The organism is Nocardiopsis aegyptia (genome assembly GCF_013410755.1).
GTDB classification, from domain to species: Bacteria; Actinomycetota; Actinomycetes; order Streptosporangiales; family Streptosporangiaceae; genus Nocardiopsis; species Nocardiopsis aegyptia.
Window position 1 is genome coordinate 5,136,068 of the sequence record NZ_JACCFS010000001.1, and the last position, 16,622, is coordinate 5,152,689.

The 16,622-nt window shown below is 74.5% G+C and carries 20 protein-coding genes; 7 read left to right on the plus strand and 13 right to left on the minus strand.

All coding sequences use genetic code 11. The features are described from left to right. Positions 1-160 precede the first annotated feature (160 nt). Complete coding sequence (locus HNR10_RS22930) at positions 161-931, minus strand: alpha/beta fold hydrolase (RefSeq protein ID WP_179826834.1); 771 nt, start codon at positions 929-931, stop codon at positions 161-163. 68 nt (positions 932-999) lie between these two features. Between HNR10_RS22930 and HNR10_RS22935 the strand changes: the two genes are divergently transcribed. After that, positions 1,000-1,347 (plus strand): MerR family transcriptional regulator, encoded by a 348-nt coding sequence (locus HNR10_RS22935; protein ID WP_179826836.1) that lies wholly within the window; start codon positions 1,000-1,002, stop codon positions 1,345-1,347. 129 nt (positions 1,348-1,476) lie between these two features. On the opposite strand, the gene HNR10_RS22940 is transcribed toward HNR10_RS22935, so the two are convergent. The 3 genes from HNR10_RS22940 to HNR10_RS22950 form a co-directional block, all read right to left on the minus strand. Beyond that, entirely contained in the window at positions 1,477-2,451 is a 975-nt protein-coding gene (locus HNR10_RS22940; protein WP_179826838.1) for an arsenic resistance protein, read from the minus strand. Positions 2,452-2,517: 66 nt separating this feature from the next. After that, positions 2,518-3,132, minus strand: a complete 615-nt coding sequence (locus tag HNR10_RS22945; protein ID WP_179826840.1) for a TetR/AcrR family transcriptional regulator — start codon at positions 3,130-3,132, stop codon at positions 2,518-2,520. 172 nt (positions 3,133-3,304) lie between these two features. Further along, on the minus strand, positions 3,305-4,126 hold the full coding sequence (locus tag HNR10_RS22950) for an NAD-dependent epimerase/dehydratase family protein (RefSeq protein ID WP_179826842.1): 822 nt from the start codon (positions 4,124-4,126) through the stop codon (positions 3,305-3,307). 86 nt (positions 4,127-4,212) lie between these two features. On the opposite strand from HNR10_RS22950, the gene HNR10_RS22955 reads away from it, so the two are divergent. After that, positions 4,213-5,184, plus strand: coding sequence for an AraC family transcriptional regulator (locus HNR10_RS22955; RefSeq protein WP_179826844.1), 972 nt, complete (start codon positions 4,213-4,215; stop codon positions 5,182-5,184). A 38-nt stretch (positions 5,185-5,222) separates the two neighbouring features. Beyond that, positions 5,223-6,005, plus strand: a complete 783-nt coding sequence (locus HNR10_RS22960) for a class I SAM-dependent methyltransferase (RefSeq protein ID WP_179826846.1) — start codon at positions 5,223-5,225, stop codon at positions 6,003-6,005. Between the two features lie 93 nt (positions 6,006-6,098). On the opposite strand, the gene HNR10_RS22965 is transcribed toward HNR10_RS22960, so the two are convergent. Next, positions 6,099-6,509: a RidA family protein gene (locus HNR10_RS22965; RefSeq protein ID WP_179826848.1), complete on the minus strand. Its 411-nt coding sequence runs from the start codon at positions 6,507-6,509 to the stop codon at positions 6,099-6,101. An 82-nt stretch (positions 6,510-6,591) separates the two neighbouring features. On the opposite strand from HNR10_RS22965, the gene HNR10_RS22970 reads away from it, so the two are divergent. The 3 genes from HNR10_RS22970 (at position 6,592) to HNR10_RS22980 (ending at position 8,164) form a co-directional block, all read left to right on the plus strand. After that, positions 6,592-6,969: a winged helix-turn-helix transcriptional regulator gene (locus HNR10_RS22970; RefSeq protein WP_179826850.1), complete on the plus strand. Its 378-nt coding sequence runs from the start codon at positions 6,592-6,594 to the stop codon at positions 6,967-6,969. A gap of 74 nt (positions 6,970-7,043) precedes the next feature. After that, a complete protein-coding gene (locus tag HNR10_RS22975; protein ID WP_179826852.1) occupies positions 7,044-7,445 on the plus strand; it encodes a hypothetical protein in 402 nt (133 codons plus the stop codon). A gap of 236 nt (positions 7,446-7,681) precedes the next feature. After that, entirely contained in the window at positions 7,682-8,164 is a 483-nt protein-coding gene (locus HNR10_RS22980; protein ID WP_179826853.1) for a DUF1269 domain-containing protein, read from the plus strand. 66 nt (positions 8,165-8,230) lie between these two features. Here the strand turns inward: HNR10_RS22980 and HNR10_RS22985 are convergent, their stop codons facing one another. From HNR10_RS22985 to HNR10_RS23020, 8 genes are all read right to left on the minus strand, one after another. Continuing rightward, positions 8,231-9,151: a GlxA family transcriptional regulator gene (locus HNR10_RS22985; protein ID WP_179826854.1), complete on the minus strand. Its 921-nt coding sequence runs from the start codon at positions 9,149-9,151 to the stop codon at positions 8,231-8,233. A 148-nt stretch (positions 9,152-9,299) separates the two neighbouring features. Then, on the minus strand, positions 9,300-9,881 hold the full coding sequence (locus tag HNR10_RS22990; RefSeq protein WP_179826855.1) for an isochorismatase family protein: 582 nt from the start codon (positions 9,879-9,881) through the stop codon (positions 9,300-9,302). A 104-nt stretch (positions 9,882-9,985) separates the two neighbouring features. Next, positions 9,986-10,459 (minus strand): GNAT family N-acetyltransferase, encoded by a 474-nt coding sequence (locus HNR10_RS22995; protein ID WP_179826856.1) that lies wholly within the window; start codon positions 10,457-10,459, stop codon positions 9,986-9,988. Positions 10,460-10,475: 16 nt separating this feature from the next. Continuing rightward, a complete protein-coding gene (locus HNR10_RS23000) occupies positions 10,476-11,102 on the minus strand; it encodes an HAD-IA family hydrolase (protein WP_179826857.1) in 627 nt (208 codons plus the stop codon). Positions 11,103-11,165: 63 nt separating this feature from the next. Next, complete coding sequence (locus HNR10_RS23005; protein ID WP_179826858.1) at positions 11,166-12,002, minus strand: TIGR03619 family F420-dependent LLM class oxidoreductase; 837 nt, start codon at positions 12,000-12,002, stop codon at positions 11,166-11,168. A gap of 34 nt (positions 12,003-12,036) precedes the next feature. Continuing rightward, positions 12,037-13,047 (minus strand): endonuclease/exonuclease/phosphatase family protein, encoded by a 1,011-nt coding sequence (locus HNR10_RS23010; RefSeq protein WP_179826859.1) that lies wholly within the window; start codon positions 13,045-13,047, stop codon positions 12,037-12,039. A 208-nt stretch (positions 13,048-13,255) separates the two neighbouring features. Beyond that, positions 13,256-14,341 (minus strand): endonuclease/exonuclease/phosphatase family protein, encoded by a 1,086-nt coding sequence (locus HNR10_RS23015; RefSeq protein ID WP_312889391.1) that lies wholly within the window; start codon positions 14,339-14,341, stop codon positions 13,256-13,258. Positions 14,342-14,436: 95 nt separating this feature from the next. Then, positions 14,437-15,405, minus strand: a complete 969-nt coding sequence (locus HNR10_RS23020; protein WP_312889516.1) for a LysR family transcriptional regulator — start codon at positions 15,403-15,405, stop codon at positions 14,437-14,439. Positions 15,406-15,600: 195 nt separating this feature from the next. On the opposite strand from HNR10_RS23020, the gene HNR10_RS23025 reads away from it, so the two are divergent. After that, positions 15,601-16,611, plus strand: coding sequence for an NADP-dependent oxidoreductase (locus HNR10_RS23025; protein ID WP_179826863.1), 1,011 nt, complete (start codon positions 15,601-15,603; stop codon positions 16,609-16,611). The last annotated feature ends 11 nt before the right edge of the window (positions 16,612-16,622 follow it).

Below are 16,622 nucleotides of genomic sequence, written 5' to 3' on the forward strand. Positions count from 1 at the left end.
CTTCCGGGTCCCTTGGCCCCGGGTGCCCCGTTCTGGTCTCCTGCGTCCTCTGGACCACGGAGAGCGGTCTCCCGGGTGCCCCGCCGTCCGAGCAGGGTGCCCCGCCGTCCGGGCCCGGTACGCGGCTCGGCGCCCGGGGCCGGCGGGGCACCCGTGTCGCTCAGCGGTGGCGGTCCAGGAACCCGCGCACGGCGGCGCCCCACTCCTCGGGCGCCTCCGCGGCGACCAGGTGCCCGGACTCGACCTCGACCAGCTCCGCGCCCGGGATCCCGGCGGCCAGCTCACGGGAGAGCTCGGGCGACGCGAGCCGGTCCAGGGTGGCGGCGACCACCAGCGTCGGCACGCGGATCCCGGCGAGCTCGGCGGTGGTGTCGACTCCCTCCACCAGGCGCACCTGCTCCGGAGTGCCCGCGGGAACGAACCCGGCGAGCCCGGCCACCGAGTCCGCCAGCTCAGAGGGACTCAACCGCTCCAGGGCGGGATCGCCCGTGGCCATGAGGGTCAGGAAGTGCGCGAGCAGCTCGCGGTCCCCGTCCAGCAGGTCCCGCCACACGCGCACCGCCAGGCGCATCCGGTTGTTCATCCGGGCGAACCCGGCCGTGAGCACCAGCCCGGCCACCCGCTCCGGATGCCGGGTGGCGGCGCGCACGGCGACCCCGGTCCCGAGCGAGTAGCCCAGGATCGTGAAGCGCTCCACGCCCGCGTCCAGGGCCGTGGCCACCAGGGTGTCGGCCACCGTGTCCAGGTCCAGCGGTTCGGCGCTGCGCGGGGTGGCCCCCGATCCCGGCAGGTCCGGGGCGACCACGGTGTGCGTTCGGGCGAGATCCGGCATCAACGGACCGAAGTTCGGCTCCGCGCCGCCGCCCCCGCCGTGCGCGAGCAGCAGACCCGGACCGGAACCCTTGACCGTGTACGTGAAATGTTCGATCATGCGGCGACGTTAGGCACTGACACCGGTGTGAGGGTCAAGTGCGGACCAGGGGTGAGGTGGACCACGGCATGCTGATCGGGGAGCTGTCGGAGCGGACCGGCGTGAGCCGGCGCCTGCTGCGCTACTACGAGGAGCAGGGGCTGCTCGAATCGACTCGTTCGGCCAACGGGTACCGCGTCTACGAGACCGAGGCCGTGCGCACCGTCCGCCACATCCGCGCCATGCTGGACATGGGCCTCACCACCCAGGTGATCGCGGCGCTCCTGCCCTGCGCGCGCGGCGGAGAGGACGCCCCGCTCGACCTGGAGATGTGTCCGAGCCTGGTCGTCACCATCCGCCGCGAGCTGGCCGACCTCGACGCGCGCATCGACGAGCTCCAGCGCCACAAGGGTGCCCTCGCCGCCCACCTCGCCTGACCGCCCACGCCACGCGCGAACGCCACCACCAGGGGGCGGGCGGGTCCACCGGCCGACGGCCGACCGGGCCGACCGGCCCCACCGGACCGAGGGATCAACCGGACCGAAGCGGCCCCGCCGGGCCGGAACTCAGCCGGAGACACCGCCGCGCTCGCGCGGGCCGCGCGCCCGGACCAGTTGGCTGAGCACCGCCAGGACCGGCAGTTCCACGAGTGGTCCGATCACCAGGGCCACCGCGATCAGCGGCCGGTCGGGGAAGGCGGCGACCGCGATGCCCAGCGCGACGGGGGAGTTGCGGGCCACCGTCGTCATGGTGAGCGCGGCCCGCTGGTCGCCGGGCAGCCGCAGCACGCGCGCGACGAGCACGGCCGTCAGCGGCGCCACCACGAAGAACACCCCCAAGGGCACCAGGAGCGCCGCCAGCTCGCCCAGGTGCGCGGCGACCGTCCGCGCCTGGGAGGCGAACATCGCCAGGACAGCCAGGTAGAGCAGCGGCAGGACCGCCCGCCCGGCCGGGGCGACCAGCCTCCGGTCCCGCCACTGGGCGCCCTTCCAGCGACCCGCTCCCCAACGAAGGGACACGGCCGCCACCAGCGGCACCACCAGCACCAGTAGGACGGCTTCGACCAGCGTCCCGGTACCCACACCGGCCGCCTCGCCGCCCAGGAGCAGGACGTACACGGGGAGCAGGGCCAGTTGGAGCACCAGGTTGATCGGCAGCAGCGCCGCCGCCACGCCCATGTGCCCCCGGGCGAGCCCCGTGAACACCAGGTACCAGTCGGTGCAGGGGGTCACCAGCAGCAGGAGCAGTCCGATCCGCAGATCCGGCGCGTCGCCCAGCAGCCCGACTCCCAGTGCCCATGCCAGCAACGGCGTGAAGACGAAGTTGAGGACGAGGCTGGCGGCGACCACGGTGGCGGCGTCGCGGGCCAGGCGCACCCGGGCGGCGTCCACCTGCACGAACACCGCCACCAGCAGCAGGACGAGCGCGGGCAGGACCAGGTGGCCGGCGACCGCGCCGACCGGCCACAGCGTGCCGACGGCCAGGCCGAGGACGGCGGCCAGCGCCACGAAGACGCTCTGGAGTCTCTCGGCGACGGTCACGGTGCTCTCTCGACGGGGGATCGGCGGTAGGTCCCTCCACTCTAGGCCGGGCGCACGCGACGCCCCCTAGCGCGGGCCCGGTGGCTCCTCGACCTCGATCCCCAGGGTGCGCAGGAACGACACCACCGCGGCGCGCATGTCGACGGCACCCGGGTCCAGGAGCCACTGCACCCGGAGCCCGTCGGTGAGCGCCACGATCTGCTGGGCGGCGATCTCCGGCGTCGGCCCACCGCTCTCCCCGAGCAGGTCGGCCAGCGCCGGAACGAGGTGGTCGCGCAGGTTCCGGTACCGGCCGACGAAGTACTCGTGCGCGGGGTGTGCCGGGTCGGTGGCCTCGGCGGCCAGGGTCACGTGCAGCGACACCTGGTCGGGTGCGGCTGCGTCGCGCTCCACCATGCGCACGATGTCGTCCACCAGTCCCCGGTGGCCCGGTGCGGGGGCCGTCAGCAGGGGCGCGTCCAGCTCGTCCCGCCGGCTCAGTACGTGCAGGAGCACGGCCTCCCTGTTCGGGAAGTGGTGGAGCACGCCCGCGTGCGTGAGCCCGGCGCGCTCGGCGATGTCGCCCAGGGACACGCCCCAGAGGCCGCAGCGCGAGAACAGCTCGGTGGCGGCGTCGATGATCCGGCGCCGGGTGCGCTCGCCCTGGGCCGTGTGGTGCCGGTCGCTCTCGTGGTCGGTCACCGGCGGCCTCCTCGCTGCTGGTCGTGCGGCCGCGGCGGCCCCCGGGCCTTCCCAGGCCGCCCCGGGCCCCAGGTCTCCTCCGGGCCGCTCCCGGACGCACACGTGTCGCACTGGAGGTGTACCCCGTGTGCGTCCGCGCCGCCCCTGTCCGAGCCGGCGGGCCCTCACCCGGTCACGACCACGCCCCCTCCGCGGCGGCGCGGGCCACGTAGCCGGCGAAGTCGCCCGCCGGCCGGCCCAGGGCCTGCCGCACCCCGTCGGTCGGCTTGGCGTTGCGGCCGTCCAGGATCTCGGCGAACAGCTCCGTCAGCCCCGTGGCGACCTCGGGCGGGATCCCCGCCCGACCCGCCTCGGCCACGAAGTCCGCGGGGGTCACCGGCAGGTAGGCGACCGGGTGCCCCGCCGCCTCGCCCATCAGGGCGCACGCCTCGGCGAAGGTCAGCGCGCTCGGCCCGGTCAGCTCGTACAGCCGACCCGCGTGCCCGTCCTCGGTCAGGGCGCGCACGGCGATCTCGGCCACGTCCGCCAGATCCACGAAGGGCTCGGGCACGTCCGGGACGGGCAGGGCGACGGTGCCCGCGCGCACCCCGTCGACCAGGATGTGCTCGGAGAAGTTCTGCGCGAACATCGAGCAGCGCAGCACGGTCAGGTCCGCGAAGACGGCCCGGACGGCCTCCTCCGCACGTTCGGCGCCGTCCTCCCCGCGGCCGGACAACAGGGCCATCCGGGTGACACCGTGCTCGGCGGCGCGCGCGGCGAACGCCGAGACCGCCTCGGCCGCGCCGGGGAAGGCCAGGTCCGGGTGGAAGCACAGGTACACGCCGTCGACACCGTCCAGGACGGCGTCCCAGGCGGCGGGGTCGTGCCACTCGAAGGGCGGGGTGCCCGAGCGGGAGCCGACACGGACGTCGACTCCGCGTTCGGCCAGCTGGTGGGAGACGCGGCGACCGGTCATGCCGGTGCCGCCGGTGACGAGGATTCGTTGGTTGCGCATGTCCTCAGTACAGCGGACCCGATCCGGACGAACCATGGTCGATCGACTGGATGACATAAGCGATCGTCCAGACATAGGCTGCCTCCATGGACCCCCTCACGCATCTGCTCGACGGCCCGCGGGCCCGCGGCGCCTTCACGCTGCGGGTCGTCATGAGTGCGCCCTGGTCGATCGACGTCCGTGACGGCGCCGCCCTGGGCCTGGGCGTGGTCACCTCCGGCCGGGTGTGGGTGCGCACGCGCGGCCAGGAGGAGGCGCTCGACCCCGGCGACGTCGTCCTCACCCGCGGCCCCGACCCCTACGTGCTCTCCGACCGGCCCGGGCGCCCTCCGACGATCACCGTCCACCCCGGCCAGCGCTGCGTCGCCGACGACGGCCAGGAGCTCCACGTGAGCCTGTCCCACGGCGTGGGGACGTGGGGCAACGACCCCGAGGGCGCGTACTCCCTGGTCATCGGCGCCTACGAGGACGACAGCGAGGTCGGGCGCCTGGCCCTGTCCGCGCTGCCGCCCCTGGCGGTCCTGCGGGCGGGCAGCGTCGATCCGGCCGTGGTCGACCTGCTGGTCCGCGAGATCACCACCGCCGGGGTCGCCCAGACCAGCCTGAACGACCGGCTCCTGGACTGCCTGCTGGTCATGGCCGTCCGCGCCTGGATGGCGGAGCACCCGCGCACGGAGCCCAGTTGGCTCAGCGCCCGTGGCGACGCCGTCGTGGCGCGCGCCCTGGAGCTGGTCCACGAGAGCCCCGAGCGGCCCTGGTCCCTGGCGTCGCTCGCCCGCGCCTGCGCCGTCTCGCGCTCGACCCTGGCGGACCGCTTCCAGCGGGCGGTGGGCACCCCGCCCATGGCCTACCTGCGCACGTGGCGGCTGACGACCGCCTGCGATCTGCTCTCGGCCCACCCCGACCTGGGTCTGGAGGCCGTCGCCGGGCGGGTCGGCTACGGCAGCGCGTTCGCGTTCAGCTCCGCGTTCAAGGCCCACACCGGAGTCAACCCCTCGGAATACCGGAGGAACGCGCACAAGCCCGCGCGCCCGGGTACGGCGGCACCGGTGGGGTAGGGTCACAGCCGCCGAGACCGACGACGGAGGGGACCAGCGTGGCCGACCGTACCCAGGCCTTCGACCGGCTCACCGATCACTACCGGCGCTACCGTCCCGGCTACCCCGAGCCGGTGCTCGACCGGCTGCGCGCGTACGTCGCGGCCGGCAGCCGCACGGCCTGGCCCGAGCCGTGGCTCCTGCTCGACGTCGGAGCAGGGACGGGCATCTCCACACGTGCGCTGCGCGACGTCTTCGGGCCCGGCCCCCGGGTGGTCGGCGTGGAGCCCGGACACGCGATGCGCGACACGGCCGCCGCCGGACACGAAGGTGTGGAGTTCGCCGACGGCCGCGCCGAGGACGTGCCCTTCCCCGACGGTTCGGCCGCGCTCGTGCTCGCGGCGCAGGCCGTGCACTGGTTCGACCGCCCCGCCTTCTACGCCGAGGCGGTCCGCGTGCTCGCGCCGGGCGGCACCGTCGCGGTGCTCAACAACGACCGCGACTGGACCGCGAGCGCGTTCGTCGACGCGCACGAGTCCCTGCTGGAGGAGCACGGGGACGACTACCGGCGCGACTACCGCGGCTTCGACACGGTCGGTGAGCTGGCGGCCCGGGAGGATCTGGCCGAGGCCGCCGAGTACACCGGCCGCTGGGTGCGCGAGCTGGACCTGGACGGGTACCTCGGGATGGCCCTGTCCTCCACCAAGATGGCCGTGGTCGTCCGCGCCATCGGCCTGGAGCGCACCCGTGCCGCCCTCACGGACCTGGTCGCGGAGCACTTCCCCGACGGGGCCGTGCGCGTGCCCTACCTCACCCGCCTGTACGTGGCCCGCCGCGTCTGACCGCGGTCGTCGGCAGGCCCCGCGCGGACACGCCTGGTCCCGGTCGGACGTGACCGGCCCCGCGTCCCGCCGCGGGGCCGGCCGCGGCACCGGTCAGTCCAGGGTCGCGAACGCCTCGACCTCGACGAGCACGTCGGGCTCGAAGAGGTAGTCGACGCCGATGAGCGACACGGGCGGCAACGGCCGCGGCAGCCCCAGCTCCTCGGCGACGTTCTCGATCCCCGCCATGAAGGCGTCCGCCATGTGGGGGTTCCACCCCGTGACGAAGAACCGGAGGCGCACGACGTCGGAGAAGTCCGCTCCGGCGCCGGTCAGCCCACGGCCGGTGTTGCGCAGCGCCTGCTCGACCTGTCCGGTGAGGTCGCCCGTGGCGACGGGCCTGCCCTCGGCGTCCCGGGCGATCTGGCCCGCGACGTGCACCTGGCGGGTGCCGGTGCCGATGGAGACGTGGTGGTAGGGGACGGGCTGGAACATGCCCTCGGGGGTCAGGAGTCGCACGGTCATCGGAAGTCCCTTTCGTGTACCGAGTAGGTGGTATCGAATGTCTACCTGGTGGCTCAAAGGAACTTCAATTAACCTAGGTTTCATGCGGGATACCGACCAGGCCGAGACCGGCCACTCCCAGATCACCGCCCCTCAGCGCGAGCTGCTCGACCAACTGCTCGACAAGTGGTCGCTCCAGGTGCTCGACCAGCTGTGCGGGCGGCCCTCGCGCTTCAACGAACTGCGCCGCGCGATCCCCGTCGTCACACAGAAGTCGCTCACGGCGACGCTGCGCCGCCTGGAGCGCAACGGGATGGTCGAGCGCGTCGTCACCAGCACGCGGCCCATCGCCGTCGAGTACCGGATCACGCCGCTCGGCACGACGCTCCAGGACCTCATCGACGCCCTCCTGGGGTGGAGCGCCGCCAACCTCCCCGCCGTCGAACGCGCCCGGGAGCGGTTCGACGACGACCAGGACTGACCGAGGGCCCGTCCCCGGCGCCCCGCCGGCCGCCGGGCCGGCTTCTGTCACCGCGGGGCCGTAGCGTGCCGACCATGATGACGCGACCCTCCCTCGCCTGGCGCGAGACCAAGAAGGACGTGGCCGCCGAGGTGGCCGCCGGAACGTGCGAGGAGAACTGGGCCGAGCACCTGTGGCCGGACGCCCCGGTCGAGGCGATCGACGCCGTTCTGGCCGACTACGAGGCCGACGTCGCCGCGCTGGTCGCCGACGGCGCCGTGCCCGGTGACGCGGCCGTGCTCGCCGTGGCCGAACGCGCGGTGACGAGGATCAACGCGGTCGACCACGAACACGGCATGATCGAGACCACCGAGCGCGAGCGGTTGTGCGAGTACATCCAGGCGGTCCCCGAGGCGCACGGCGTGGACGTCACGGCGATGGCCGAGCGGCACGGGTTCGACGACGGCGACCTGGCGGGGCTCTGGCGCGACTGGTGATCCGTGGACGGCCGGACCGGGCAAGGCCGGACCGAAGCGGACCGGGCAAGGCCGGACCGAAGCGGACCGGGCAAGGCCGGACCGAAGCGGACCGCTCCGCTCCGGTCCCGTCGCCGCGCGCCGGAGTCTTTGCGCGCCGTGTCCCCCGCCATGGGGCTAAGCGGGGACGATCCCGGGCAGCCTCCCGCCGATCGGGCCCGGAGCGGGTCCGGCACCACGACGGGGGGAACACACCCATGGCTCAGCTGATCGTCCTCGGGGTGGCCGACCGCGACACCGCGGAGCGGGCTCTGGACATCGCCGCCGACCTCGGTAAGCAGGAACTCCTGCGCCTGGAGGACGCCGCCTACGTCTACAAGGACGACAAAGGGCGTCCGCGCATCCACCAGACCGTGAACATGACCGGCTACGGCGCCCTCGGCGGCGCCTTCTGGGGCACGCTCATCGGCCTGCTCTTCCTCAACCCCGTCCTGGGGCTGGCCGTCGGCGCCGCGTCGGGGGCCGTCGCCGGCAGGCTCACCGACGTCGGCATCGACGACGACATGATCAAGAAGATCGGCGGCGAGCTCGACCAGGGCCGCGCCGCCGTGTTCCTGCTGGCCGACGAGGCCACCAAGGACCGGGCCGTGGAGGCCTTCAAGCCGCTGACGCCGACGGTCATCCAGACCAGCCTGTCCCACGACGACGAGCAGGAACTCATCGACGCCCTGCGCGCCTGAGCCCGAGCCGCGTCACGCCGCCGGTGCGGGCCGCCCGCACCGGCGGCGTCGCGCGCGGCGACGCGGTCAGAGCCGAACGGCACCCGGGCGCGAGCGCAGCCGGCGAAGCATCCGCGCGTCCTGGAACCCGACCGCCCGTGCCGCGGCCTCCACCGTGGCGCCCCGGCCGATGAGGTGCTCGGCGTGCTCGACCCGCAGCACCTGCTGGTAGCGCAGCGGAGTGAGGCCGGTGGCCGCCGAGAAGGCGCGGCTCAGCGTGCGCTCGCTGACGCCGACCGCGGCGGCCAGGTCGGCCAGCCGCAGAGCGGACCGGAAGCGGGCGTCGATGGTGTCCTGGACCCGGTGGACGATGTCGACGAGGTGGTCCCGGTGCCGCAGCATGGCGCTGGCCTGGGGCTCGTCCCCGTTGCGGCGCGTGTGGACCACCATGTTCCGCGCGATGGCCGCCGCCGTCGCGGGACCGTGACGTGTGGTGACCAGGTGCAGGGCGAGGTCGATGCCGCTGGCGATCCCGGCCGAGGTCACCACACCGCCGTCGGACACGTACAGCACGTCCGGTATCACCCGGGCGCGGGGCCGGCGGCGCGCCAGCTCCTCCTGGAGTTCGTGGTGGGTGGTGCAGCGGCGCCCGTCCAGCAGGCCGACGTCGCCGAGGGCGAAGGCACCCGAACACACGCTGGCCACGGTGCCGCCCGCCGCGTGGTGGGCGACCAGGGCGGCGGCGTGGCCGGCACCGAGCACGTGGCGCCGGACACCGTCGCGGGTGCGCCAGCCGGGAACGAGGACGAGGTCGTCCGACCCGAGCCTGGGCATGTCCGTCTCGGCGCGCAGACCCACCCCCTGGGCGGTGGGCACGTCGGCGTGCTCGGCGACGTAGCGGACCCGGTAGTCCAGGCCCGTGTCGGCGGCGGTGGAGAACACCTGGGCCGGGCCCGCGAGGTCCAACAGGTGCAGGCCGGGCGTCAGCAGGAAGACGACAGTGGTCACGATCCGGTCAGTCTAGTCGGGCTTGTTCCGGGGGCGGTCCGGAGGACGGGGGTCGGGCCGGACACGGGGCCGGAGGAGGGTCGGACACGGGGGCCGGAGCGCTGGCGCGGGCTCCGGCCCCCGTCCGCGCCCGCCTGCCGTTCCCTCCTCAACCGATGATCTCCGCGACCGTGCGCACGTCGGCGAACCGCCCGGAGAGGGCGTAGACCGTGCGGGTGATGACGTCCGCGGGCAGGAGCGTGCGGGGGTCGGCCAGGACCTCGGCCAGCGGGCGGCCCGCGGGGGAGCCGGGCGCCTCGATGGGTTCGCTCGCCGTGGCGTCCACCGCGAAGGTCACCTCGAAGCCCAGGTCGGAGGCCACGCGGGCGGTCGTCTCACAGCACTGCTCGGTGCGCACACCGCAGACGGTGACCTCCTCGACGCCCCAGTCCGTGAGGATCTCGGCCAGGTCGGTGCCGGTGAAGGCGTTGTGCACGGTCTTGGTGCGCACGGGCTCGCCCTCGGCGGGCGACAGGCCGTCCATGAACTCGACGAACCCGCGCTCGGGATCGAAGACCGTGCCGCTGCCCGGTTCGGTGTGCAGGACCCACACGACCCGGTCGCCCCGGTCCCGGAAGTGGTCCACCAGGCGCGCGATGGTCGCGGCGACCTTCGGGTCGGAGGCCGCGTTCCAGCTCTCGCGCTGGAGGAAGGACTGCTGGGCGTCGATCACGAGGAGTGCTGTCGTCATGCCCTGATCGTGTCAGCGCGGCCGGGGCGGCGACAGGCACGATCCCGACCACGACCGGACCGATCCGGTCGCGGCTCGGGCCGCGCAGGGCAGTGGCGGACCATCTAGCCGAGGGGCTTCTTGAGGCCCACGTGCGAGGCGGTGTAGCCCAACCGCTCGTAGAACCGGTGCGCGTCCGTGCGCGAGGCGTCCGACGTGAGCTGGAGCATCGAGCAGCCGCGTCGCAGCGCCTCCTCCTCGGCCCAGGTGACCAGCCGGGTGCCGAGCCCGCTGCCGCGCTCGTCGGCGTGCACGCGCACGGCCTCGATCTGGGCCCGCAGGGCGCCCCGGCGGGACAGCCCGGGCAGAACCGTGAGCTGGAGCGTGCCCACGACGCGGTCGCCGCGCCTGGCCACCGCCAGGAACTGGTGGGGGTCGGCGTCGATGGCCTTGAAGGCGGCGAGGTAGGGCGTGAGGTCGCCGGGGTCCTCCCGCCGCGCGCCCAGGTGGTCGTCGGCCAGCATGGCGACGATCGCCGCCACGTCCTCGGCTCTGGCACGGTCGACGGTGACGCCGCCGGTCGTTTCGCTGTCGGTCATGCCGTTCTCTCCTCGGTCACATCAGCAGGTCGGCCACGGCCGTGAGGTCGTCGACCACCGCGGTCGCGTGCGCCACATGCTCCCTGGCCGTGGTGGACGCCACCGCGACCACCGGCATGCCGGCGGCCAGGCCCGCGTGGACCCCGCCGGGGGAGTCCTCGACCACCACGCACGCCGACGGCGCCGCACCCATGCGCTCGGCGCCGAGCAGGTACGGCTCCGGATGCGGCTTGCCCTCGCCGACGTCGTCGGCGGTCACCAGCACCCCGGGCAGCGGGAGTCCCGCCGCGGCGATCCGGGCCGTGGCGATCCTGTGGCTGCCCGACGTCACCACCGCCCAGGGCCGGCCGCGGCCCCTCAGCGCCGCCAACAGTTCGTGGGCCCCGGGCATCGCCCGGACGGTGTCGCCCAGGGCGGCCTCGTGGCCCTCGATCACCAGGTCCTCCGCCTCCGGGTCCAGGTGCGGCGCGACGAGCGCGACCAGTCCGGCGTTGGTGCGCCCGTGCGAGTGCCCCAGGACCCGCGCCGGATCCAGGTCGCGCTCGCGGGCCCAGGCGAGCAGGCCCTCGCGAACGGCCGTCCCGGAGTCGACCAGCACGCCGTCCAGGTCGAACAGCACCGTCGCCCCGTCGAACTCGCCCATGCCCCGCTCCCGTCCCTCGCGTGCGCTCGGCACCCAGCATGCCAGCGGGCTCCGGCACCGCGCTCACGCCAGTGCGGCTGCGAAGCGCTCCATCCGCTCGCCGAACCCCTCGACGTCCCCGAACCACACCGCCACCGCGTCCGCTCCGGCCGCCGCCAACGCGCGGTAGGCCGCGACCGCTCGCTCGAACTCCGCGTCGCCGCCCTCCCACACGATCCGCGTGCCTGCCCGCACCGGCCGGTCGGTCAACTCGCGCAGCCGGTTCCGGGCCCGCACGAACGCCGGTGCGTCCAGCCCCACCCCCTGCCACTCGTCCGCCCGGTCGGCGGCGCGCCGCAGCGCCCGGTCGGACACTCCGCCCACCATCACCGGCACGCGGGTGCGCGGCCTCGGCTCGAACACACCGCGCTCGTAGGAGTGGAAGCGTCCCTCGAACGGCCCCTCGCCCTCGAACAGGTGCCGCAGCAGCCGTAGCGCCTCGTCCGTGCGGGCGCCGCGGGTGGCGAAGTCCGCGCCCACGGCGGCGAACTCCTCGGCCTGCCAGCCGACCCCCGCCCCCAGGACGAACCGGCCCGCCGACAGAGCGTGCAGCGTCGCCACCTGCTTGGCCAGCAGGAACGGATCGCGCATCGGGACCACCAGCACGGACGTCCCCAGCCGGATCCGGCTCGTGCGCGCCGACAGGTGGGCCAGGGTCACCAGCGGCTCGTACACGCCGCCGAACGTGCGGCCGTAGGGCTCGGGCGGCAGCAGGTGGTCGGGCAGCCAGACGGTGTCCGCGCCCAGCGCCTCGGCCCGCACGCCCAGATCGACCAGGACCTCGGGCGCCATGTGCGGGGACTCGTCGGGCAGGACCACCTGGAACCGGGTACCGGTCATCGGCTCGGTCAACTCGCTCATGCGCCGAAGGTAGACCCTGACACCCGTGTGACGGTCAAGCCCCGGGCAGGGAGATCTCCACGAAGAGCGCGCGGTGCGTGGTGCCCCGCACGTCCACGGCCGTGAAGTCCTCGATCCCGGCCCGCGTGTCGACCAGGATGTGGTCGAGGGTCACGCGGGGCAGCGGCGGACCGTCCACCGGCCAGGTGCCGGTCAGTCCGTCGCCGGTGTCGGCCGCCGCGTCCGCGTACCCCGTGTCCAGGACCGAACGCAGCTCCGCGTGGTCGAGCGTGGCGTTGAAGTCGCCCGCCAGGATCATGACCGGGCCGTCGCCGCCCGCCTCCGGCAGCGCCCGGTGGGCGTCCCTCCAGGCGGCCATCGACGACGGTCGGCGGGGGGACATCGGGTGGACGGACGTCACCTCGACCCCCGCCGCGTGGCCGGGCACGTCCATGCCGGCCCGGGGCATCGCCAGCGATCCGAGGTCGCGGCCGGGGTCGCCCAGGTCGGTGAGCGGGTGGACCGCATGCACGCTCCCGCCCGCCGCGGCGGGGGCGGAGTGGTCGACCGCGTGGGGCAGCAGGTCGTCGAGCCCCGCGGCCGACAGGTCCGCGGCCAGCTCGGGGGTCACCTCCTGGAGGGACAGCACCTGCACGTCGTACTCGCGCACCAGGTCGACCACCGCCTCGGCAGAGGCGTGGCCGAAGTGGGTGTTGAGACTGAGCAGCCGCAGCTCGGTTCCCGCGGAACCGCCGCCGTCGTCGTCGCTCCCCGAGGGCAGGGCGCGGGGCACGACGACCGCGGCCAGCACGGCCAAGGCCAGGAGCAGGGCGGCCGAGGGCAGGAGGCGCCGCAGCAGGGCCGTGCCGATCAGCGCCACCAGCGCCGCGGGCAGCACGTAGGGCGTGTAGGCCAGCAGCGGCACCAGCGGAAAGCCCTGTTCCAGGCCGAAGACCCGCAGGGCGGCGAAGGCCAGGAACCCGGTGGCGGCGAGCGCGCACAGGACCGTGACCCAACGGCGCCGGGGCGGCGGAGCTGAGGCCGGGGACGACGGTCGGGTCGGCATGGGCCCGGAGGTGCCGGGGGGACCTGGGGGGTTCACTGGTGCTCCTTCATGGTGTGCGGAGGGTGGTGGCCTGTGCGTGTTCGGTCGGACTGCCGGGACGCGTGCGCACAGGTCGTGAGTGGGACGTTCTCAGCTCGGTGGTCACTGGGACACGCGCGGCCGGAGGGTCGCCGACGACCGTACCGATCCGGTGCCCCGGGGGCGCCGCCTAGCGGGGCTCGGGCATCGTGACCGCCGTGAACACGCCGAGGTGGTCGGTGCCCGGCACCGGCAGGACCTCCACATCGCCGACACCGATGGAGGAGCCCACCAGCACGTGGTCGATCGCCACCCTGGGCATCGGTCCGGACGACGGCCAGGTGCCGGTCAGACCCTCGCCCTGGACCGACGCCGCGTCGACATACCCCGTGGCGAGCACGTCGCGCAGCTCCGCGTGGTCCACGGTCGCGTTGAAGTCCCCGGCCAGGATGCGCAGGGCCCCGCCGTCGGTCGCTCCGGGGAGCGCGCGCAGTCCCTCGCGCCAGTCGGCGGTACGGGCGGCGTCGACCGGCGGATACGGGTGCACCGCCGTGACCTCCAGCACGCCCTCCCACCCCGGTACCTCCACCCGCGCGGTCGGCATCGCGAACGCGGACACGCCCGCGCCCGCGTCGCCCAGGTCCGTCAGGGGGTGCACCGAGTGGAGGCTGCTCCCCTCCACCGAGGGCGCCGAGTGGTCGACCGCGTGCGGCAGCAGGTCGTCCAGTCCCTCCGCGGAGAGCCGCGCCAGCAGGTCGGGCGTGGACTCCTGGAGGGCGAGCACGTCGACGTCCCGTTCGCGCACCGCCGCCACCACGGCCGCGGGGTCGGCGCCTCCGCCGAGTACGTTCACGGTCAGGATCCGCAGCTCCGGCCCGCCGGCCGAGGTGATCCCGAACGGCACGGCACGCGGCACGACCGCCATCGCGAGTACGGCGGTCGCCACGGCGAGGACGGCGAGCGCGGACCACCGCCGCAGCAGCGCGGTGGCGATCACCGCCACGAGCGCGGCGGCCAGGACGTAGGGGGCGAAGGCCAGCAGCGGGACGAGCGGGTAGCCCCGTTCCAGGCCCGCCGCCCGCAGCAGCGCGAACGCCGCGAACCCGGCCGCCACCGACCAGACCGCCGCCGTCACCAGCGCGGAGCGCGACCGGCCCCGCCGTGTCGCGCCGGACCTCCCGGCCGCCGCCCCCGCCGTCCCTGCCGGCTCGGGGATCCCGCGCGCCCGTCCGCCCGTCGCCTCGGCCGACCCCGTCGAGCCCGTCGTGTCCACCACGCCTCCTCGTCCGCGGGCGCAGGCCGCCCGCCCGATCGTCCAGTGGGACTCGGGTCGGGGCCTCCTGGTTCGCGCGATGCGCCCCGGCGGCACGGCTACCAGTCGCGGGCCGCGCTCCTCAGCAGGTCGTGGACCCTGGTCAGGTACGGATGATCCACCGGGCCCGGCCGCCGGACCAGGTACGCCGTGTTGATCGGCGGGTCCTCCGGCTCCAGCAGCGCCACGAGGCGGCCGTCGGCCAGCTCGGCCTCGCACAGGTAGCGGGGCAGCACCGTCACCCCCGCCCCGTTCACCACGGCCGCCAGCACCCCGCGCAGGTCCGGGACCACGAGCGCGGGCTCGTAGGCCAGGCGCACGCCGAACACGTGCCGCCAGTACCGGCGCACGATGGGCAGGTCCTCGGCGTAGGTCACCAGCGGGACGCCGCACAGGGCCGTGGGCCCCTGCCGCTCGACCCGCCGCACGGCCCCGTGCCTGGCCGCCTCCGGTTCCGCGGCGTCGGCGCACGGCGACCCGATCCGCTCCGCCCAGTCGGCGTTGGCCACCAGCACGAAGTCCTCGTCCATCAACGGATCGGCGCGCAGGGCCCGGCCCCGCGGGCGGACCGAGGACACCACCAGGTCGTGCCGGCCGGCGCGCAACTCGTCGAGCAGGTCCTCGGCGAGCCCCGAGCGCACCCGCAACCGCACGCCCTCCTGCGCCAGCGGAGCGAGGGCGGGCAGGACCCGGGCGCTGAGCATCTCCGCCGGACCGGCCAGGCGCAGCGGGGCGGGCGGCGCGGCGGTGGCCCCGAAGTCCCACCCGACCGCCACCTCCAGGGCGTCCAGGGGGCCGGCCACGCGGGCGGCGAGGTCGTTGGCGTCGGCGGTGGGGGAGACCCCGCGCGGCAGCCGCTCGAACAGGGTGTGTCCGAGCCGCTTCTCCAGGGAACGGATCTGCGTGGTGACGGTCGGCTGGGACAGCCGCAGCAGCTGCGCCGCGGCCGTGAACGAACCGGACCTGTGCACCGCCAGGAACGTCCGCAGCAGCTGGAGGTCGAGCGGTCCGCTCGGATGCGCCTCCACGGCAGGCGCGGGCGACGCGGTCGGTGCGGCGGGCCCGGCCGGTGCCACTGACCCATCGGAATACTTATGGCTCACGCAGAACATCCTATGCGTGGCGCAATGACCTGGAGCGTTAGGGTCGAAGAGCGCACCACGCCGTCCCGCCCGTGGACGGCCGCCGGTGCCTCCACCGCACGACAAGACGGAGTTCGACACATGCCCGTTTCCAGCAAGGAAGTCCACCTCGTCAAGCGTCCGGTCGGGGAACCCGACACCGGCGACTTCGCCCTGGTCGAGACGACGGTCGCCGACCCCGGCCCCGGCCAGGTCCTGGTGCGCAACGACTGGATGTCGGTCGACCCCTACATGCGCGGACGCATGAACGACGTCAAGTCCTACCTGCCGCCCTTCGGCCTGAACGAGCCGATGCAGGGCGGAGCCGTCGGCACCGTGGTCGCCTCCGCGAGCGACGACCTCCCCGTCGGCACCACCGTCTCCCACTTCCTGGGATGGCGCGAGTACGCGCTGGTGGACGCCGCGGCCGCGCGCCCCGTGGACACCTCGCTCGCACCGGCCGAGGCCTACCTCGGCGTGCTGGGCATGACCGGCCTGACCGCCTACGCCGGGCTCACCGACGTCGCCCACGTCAAGGAGGGCGACGTCGTGTTCGTCTCCGGGGCGGCCGGCGCGGTCGGCAGCGTCGCCGGGCAGATCGCGCGACAGCTCGGTGCCTCCCGCGTCGTCGGCTCGGCCGGCGGCCCGGAGAAGAAGCGCCGCCTGCTGGAGGAGTTCGGCTTCGACGCCGCGATCGACTACCGCGAGGGCGACCTGGAGGGCCAGCTCGCCGAGGCCGCGCCCGACGGCATCGACGTCTACTTCGACAACGTCGGCGGCGACCACCTGCGCGCCGCCATCGACGCCATGCGCAGGAACGGCCGGATCGCCGTCTGCGGGATGATCTCGCAGTACAACGCCACCGAGCCGGTGCCGGGCCCGGACAACCTCGCGCTGACCATCGGCAAGCGCCTGACCCTGCGCGGCTTCCTCGTCGGCGACCACGGCCACCTGGCCCAGGAATACGCCGAGCGCGCCGCCGGCTGGATCGCCGAGGGCCGGCTCCGCTACGAGGAGACCGTGGTCGAGGGCATCGACAACGCCGTCGGCGCCTTCCTCGACATGATGCGCGGGGCCAACACCGGCAAGATGCTCGTCCGCGTCACCTCCTGAGCCCGCGGGCC

Excerpts from the sequence above, each read along its gene's own strand:
- HNR10_RS22965 (WP_179826848.1), bottom strand. The coding sequence starts at position 6,509 with ATGACCGTGCGACTCCTGACCCCCGAGGGCATGTTCCAGCCCGTCCCC.
- HNR10_RS22935 (WP_179826836.1), top strand. The coding sequence starts at position 1,000 with ATGCTGATCGGGGAGCTGTCGGAGCGGACCGGCGTGAGCCGGCGCCTG.
- HNR10_RS22950 (WP_179826842.1), bottom strand. The coding sequence starts at position 4,126 with ATGCGCAACCAACGAATCCTCGTCACCGGCGGCACCGGCATGACCGGT.
- HNR10_RS23000 (WP_179826857.1), bottom strand. The coding sequence starts at position 11,102 with ATGGGCGAGTTCGACGGGGCGACGGTGCTGTTCGACCTGGACGGCGTG.
- HNR10_RS22955 (WP_179826844.1), top strand. The coding sequence starts at position 4,213 with ATGGACCCCCTCACGCATCTGCTCGACGGCCCGCGGGCCCGCGGCGCC.
- HNR10_RS22990 (WP_179826855.1), bottom strand. The coding sequence starts at position 9,881 with ATGACGACAGCACTCCTCGTGATCGACGCCCAGCAGTCCTTCCTCCAG.
- HNR10_RS23025 (WP_179826863.1), top strand. The coding sequence starts at position 15,601 with ATGCCCGTTTCCAGCAAGGAAGTCCACCTCGTCAAGCGTCCGGTCGGG.
- HNR10_RS22975 (WP_179826852.1), top strand. The coding sequence starts at position 7,044 with ATGATGACGCGACCCTCCCTCGCCTGGCGCGAGACCAAGAAGGACGTG.
- HNR10_RS22995 (WP_179826856.1), bottom strand. The coding sequence starts at position 10,459 with ATGACCGACAGCGAAACGACCGGCGGCGTCACCGTCGACCGTGCCAGA.
- HNR10_RS23010 (WP_179826859.1), bottom strand. The coding sequence starts at position 13,047 with ATGCCGACCCGACCGTCGTCCCCGGCCTCAGCTCCGCCGCCCCGGCGC.
- HNR10_RS22930 (WP_179826834.1), bottom strand. The coding sequence starts at position 931 with ATGATCGAACATTTCACGTACACGGTCAAGGGTTCCGGTCCGGGTCTG.
- HNR10_RS22970 (WP_179826850.1), top strand. The coding sequence starts at position 6,592 with ATGCGGGATACCGACCAGGCCGAGACCGGCCACTCCCAGATCACCGCC.
- HNR10_RS23005 (WP_179826858.1), bottom strand. The coding sequence starts at position 12,002 with ATGAGCGAGTTGACCGAGCCGATGACCGGTACCCGGTTCCAGGTGGTC.
- HNR10_RS22980 (WP_179826853.1), top strand. The coding sequence starts at position 7,682 with ATGGCTCAGCTGATCGTCCTCGGGGTGGCCGACCGCGACACCGCGGAG.